This window comes from Nocardia sp. NPDC051900 (genome assembly GCF_044452545.1).
Lineage (GTDB): Bacteria > Actinomycetota > Actinomycetes > Mycobacteriales > Mycobacteriaceae > Nocardia > Nocardia sichangensis.
Genome location: NZ_JBITBU010000049.1, coordinates 1 through 2,725 on the forward strand (window position 1 = coordinate 1; position 2,725 = coordinate 2,725).

General features: G+C 68.0%; 9 protein-coding genes. 7 read left to right on the forward strand and 2 right to left on the reverse strand.

All coding sequences use genetic code 11. The annotated features are described in order from the left end of the window. Positions 1-202, reverse strand: a 202-nt coding sequence (locus ACIA5H_RS37005) for a hypothetical protein (protein ID WP_397080957.1), incomplete at its 3' end; no start/stop codon positions are given. Further along, a complete protein-coding gene (locus ACIA5H_RS37010; RefSeq protein WP_364599122.1) occupies positions 199-732 on the reverse strand; it encodes a helix-turn-helix transcriptional regulator in 534 nt (177 codons plus the stop codon). The genes ACIA5H_RS37005 and ACIA5H_RS37010, both read right to left, overlap by 4 nt. Before the next feature lie 135 nt (positions 733-867). Here ACIA5H_RS37010 and ACIA5H_RS37015 point away from each other — a divergent pair, with 135 nt between their 5' ends. The 7 genes from ACIA5H_RS37015 to ACIA5H_RS37045 all read left to right on the forward strand — a co-directional run. Next, complete coding sequence (locus ACIA5H_RS37015; RefSeq protein ID WP_364599119.1) at positions 868-1,107, forward strand: helix-turn-helix transcriptional regulator; 240 nt, start codon at positions 868-870, stop codon at positions 1,105-1,107. Next, on the forward strand, positions 1,104-1,364 hold the full coding sequence (locus ACIA5H_RS37020; RefSeq protein WP_364599116.1) for a hypothetical protein: 261 nt from the start codon (positions 1,104-1,106) through the stop codon (positions 1,362-1,364). The genes ACIA5H_RS37015 and ACIA5H_RS37020 overlap by 4 nt, the downstream gene beginning before the upstream one ends. 89 nt (positions 1,365-1,453) lie before the next feature. Then, entirely contained in the window at positions 1,454-1,582 is a 129-nt protein-coding gene (locus ACIA5H_RS37025) for a hypothetical protein (RefSeq protein WP_364599113.1), read from the forward strand. Continuing rightward, a complete protein-coding gene (locus ACIA5H_RS37030; protein ID WP_364599110.1) occupies positions 1,579-1,746 on the forward strand; it encodes a hypothetical protein in 168 nt (55 codons plus the stop codon). Before ACIA5H_RS37025 ends, ACIA5H_RS37030 begins: the two co-directional genes overlap by 4 nt. Further along, positions 1,743-1,976, forward strand: a complete 234-nt coding sequence (locus ACIA5H_RS37035) for a hypothetical protein (protein ID WP_364599108.1) — start codon at positions 1,743-1,745, stop codon at positions 1,974-1,976. Before ACIA5H_RS37030 ends, ACIA5H_RS37035 begins: the two co-directional genes overlap by 4 nt. A gap of 78 nt (positions 1,977-2,054) precedes the next feature. Next, entirely contained in the window at positions 2,055-2,510 is a 456-nt protein-coding gene (locus ACIA5H_RS37040) for a hypothetical protein (protein ID WP_364599105.1), read from the forward strand. A gap of 14 nt (positions 2,511-2,524) precedes the next feature. Continuing rightward, positions 2,525-2,725: hypothetical protein (locus ACIA5H_RS37045; RefSeq protein WP_397080961.1), on the forward strand; the 201-nt coding region annotated here is incomplete at its 3' end.

Below are 2,725 nucleotides of genomic sequence, written 5' to 3' on the forward strand. Positions count from 1 at the left end.
GCTCGGCGACGGCCGCCGGGTCGGCGTGATCGAGATCGGTGACGTAGCCGCGTGCCTGAGCGCCACAGCTCGCCGACTCGTCGAACGACCAGTCGATCGCGGGGAGGTCCGGCGCGGCCGACGACATGTAGGCCCAGAGCGCCGCGCTCGCGGCCGTACGGATTCGCTCGCGCAGCTCCGCCGAGTCGATGCGAATCGTCATGCCGCGCACCGCTCCCGCGCCGAGATAACGTACGAGTCAACACCGTAGATATCGGCGGAATTCGACCCGTTTCCGGGTGCCGAGATCATGCCGCGACCGCCCTCCGAGGCAGCGGCACCGGCCGAGTGATGCGCCGCCGGAACGGCGAGCGGGATAACGATCTCTTCGCAGGTAGAGAGGTCGTCAGGCACGGACCAGAAGGTTGGGAGTTCGAGTCTCTCCGGGCGCACATCCATCGGAAGCCCCTCGTTCGGACCACCCGGACGGGGGGTTTCTCGTCGCCCAGTGAGTACGTAGAACGTGTCCAGTCCGGCGGCTTCGCACACGGCATAGATCTCGTTCAGATTGAACGGCACTTCACCGAGCATCCGACGCGAAAGCGCCTGCTGTTTCATGCCGATCCGGGCCGCGATCTTGGTTTGCGGCATGGGGCGCTTCTGCGCGGCTAGTTCCTGTCTGATGCGCCGCGCGACGACGTCGTTGGGGCTCTCGCCACCATCGCCGTCTATGAGCTGCAAAGAGGTGGTCATGCCCCGATATTCAACCCGCTCAGCGCGTAAATAACCAGTCTTGGCGTGCTCACTCGCTGCGTAGGGTGACTCAAGACACAAGAAAACCATTTTGTACGGTTGTGCGCTACCTGCTCAGCGAGTAGCTTCTCGTTCATGGACATATCACCTACTGAGCGAGTAGCGGAGAACGTTCGCGCCGCTGCCGCTCGCCGTCGAGCCTCGCAGACGGACCTCGGTTCCGTCCTGGGAATCAGTCAAGCCGCCGTGAGCCAGCGTCTCTGCGGCCGGGTCGATTTCAAGTACGGCGAGCTGTACAAGCTCGCCGACTACCTCGGAACGACCGTCGAGCAGCTCGTCGCCACCGACGACGACACCGAAAAGGCGAGCGCATGAGCACGCCGAAGTTGGGCAGCGCCGCAGATCTCACGCACGACGACGTACAGGCATTCGCCCGCGGGTTCGGATTCAACTCCACACAGCACCTCGGCGACGTGCTCGCGGGCCGGGCGCCGTCCGCTCTGGTTGACGAACGGGCCCGCGCTGCGGACCGCGCCGCCGCCGAGCTCCGCAAGCAGCGCGCCGAGGAGCAGGAGCGAGACGGCCGTTGGGCGCGAGACAAGATGGCCGAGTTGAAAGCCGCCGCACGGTGAGCGCCCTGTTCGCGATCGTCGTGCTCGGCGGCCTCGGCGCGGCCGGGCTCAGTGCGCTCGTCATCCTCGGATCGCGACGGGGGTAGGCGATGCATCTGCCCTACGTTTATCGCGGCACTCGCAAACTGCTCGGCGCGATCGGCGGCGTCGTGCTGATCCTCGCGTTCGGCACCCTGTGGTTCGCGCTCATGGTCTGGTCGACGGCGGTCTCGCCGTGACCCGAATCCTGATCGCGCTCACCATCATCCGCGCTGTCCGCCGCGCGAAGCCGTTGCGCGTCGCTCTGGCGGCAATCGCCGATGCGACCGCCTGCGAGATCGCACTCGAGATGAACGACCACCTCAACGAGGCTCACAACGTCGCCCGCAGGTGGCCGGGATGAGCGCCGACGGCGAATTCGATCCGGGCCCGGAGTTTCGTGAGGCACTCCGCTACGGCGCGATGGCGCTCGTGGTCGGCCGCGACCCCGATAACCCGGAACAGTTCGGCGCGACCGTGTTCTATCTCGAGCCGCCCGCCGAGCGCCCGCGACTCAAGATCGCCGCCGTCGACCTCGCTCGCGTCCTGCGTCAGGCCGCCGACGAGCTCGAAGCGGCCGACGTCCCTCTCTAACGCACCCGGGCCCGACCGAAAGCTGCTCGGTCGGGACCGGGGCACAAGCAACGTACCCCGCCCCGAAAGGAACCAGCCGTGAGCTCGTTCATCTCCGTCACATACCCGATCGCCTCGCACGCACCCGTCGGCGTCGCCTGGGATCCCGACCACAATCAGTACCTCGTCCGCCTGAGCGGCGGCACGACACTGTTCCTCGACACCGGCGACGCCCGCGTGCTGTACGCCTCGCTCGGCGCGAGCCTGGCAGCGCGCGGCGTGGCCGCGCCGCCGACCGACCTCGCCGCGCGGCTCGCGCTGCTCGCGGAAAACCTGCGTTGGTACGGACAGCACGACTTCGCCGAGCAGGTCGACAACATCCTCGCCCCGGTGACGGCCGACGCCGCGCCCGCCGATGCGCCGCACGAGTGCAACGACGAATGCACGCCCGGCAATTGCGCCGTCGAGCACGCGCTGGAATTCGCCCCGATTCTCGTGCATCCCGAGTCCGATGGCGCCGACCCGACGCCGACCGAGCCCATCGCGGCGAAGTGATCGGGGGCCGCGCCATGCCAGAAACCAGGCCGCTGCCCGCCATCGCCCGCCGCTGGTTCACGCCGACCCCGGCCGCCGCGCTGCGCGAGGAGACCGAGCGTCTGTACCCGTACGGGCCGCCGCCGCCGATGGTCGACCCCGCGGCGTGGACCGAGCTCACCGAGGCCGTATACGCGGCGCAGTTCGTGCTCGGGCTGAACCTGCCCCTGTTTCAG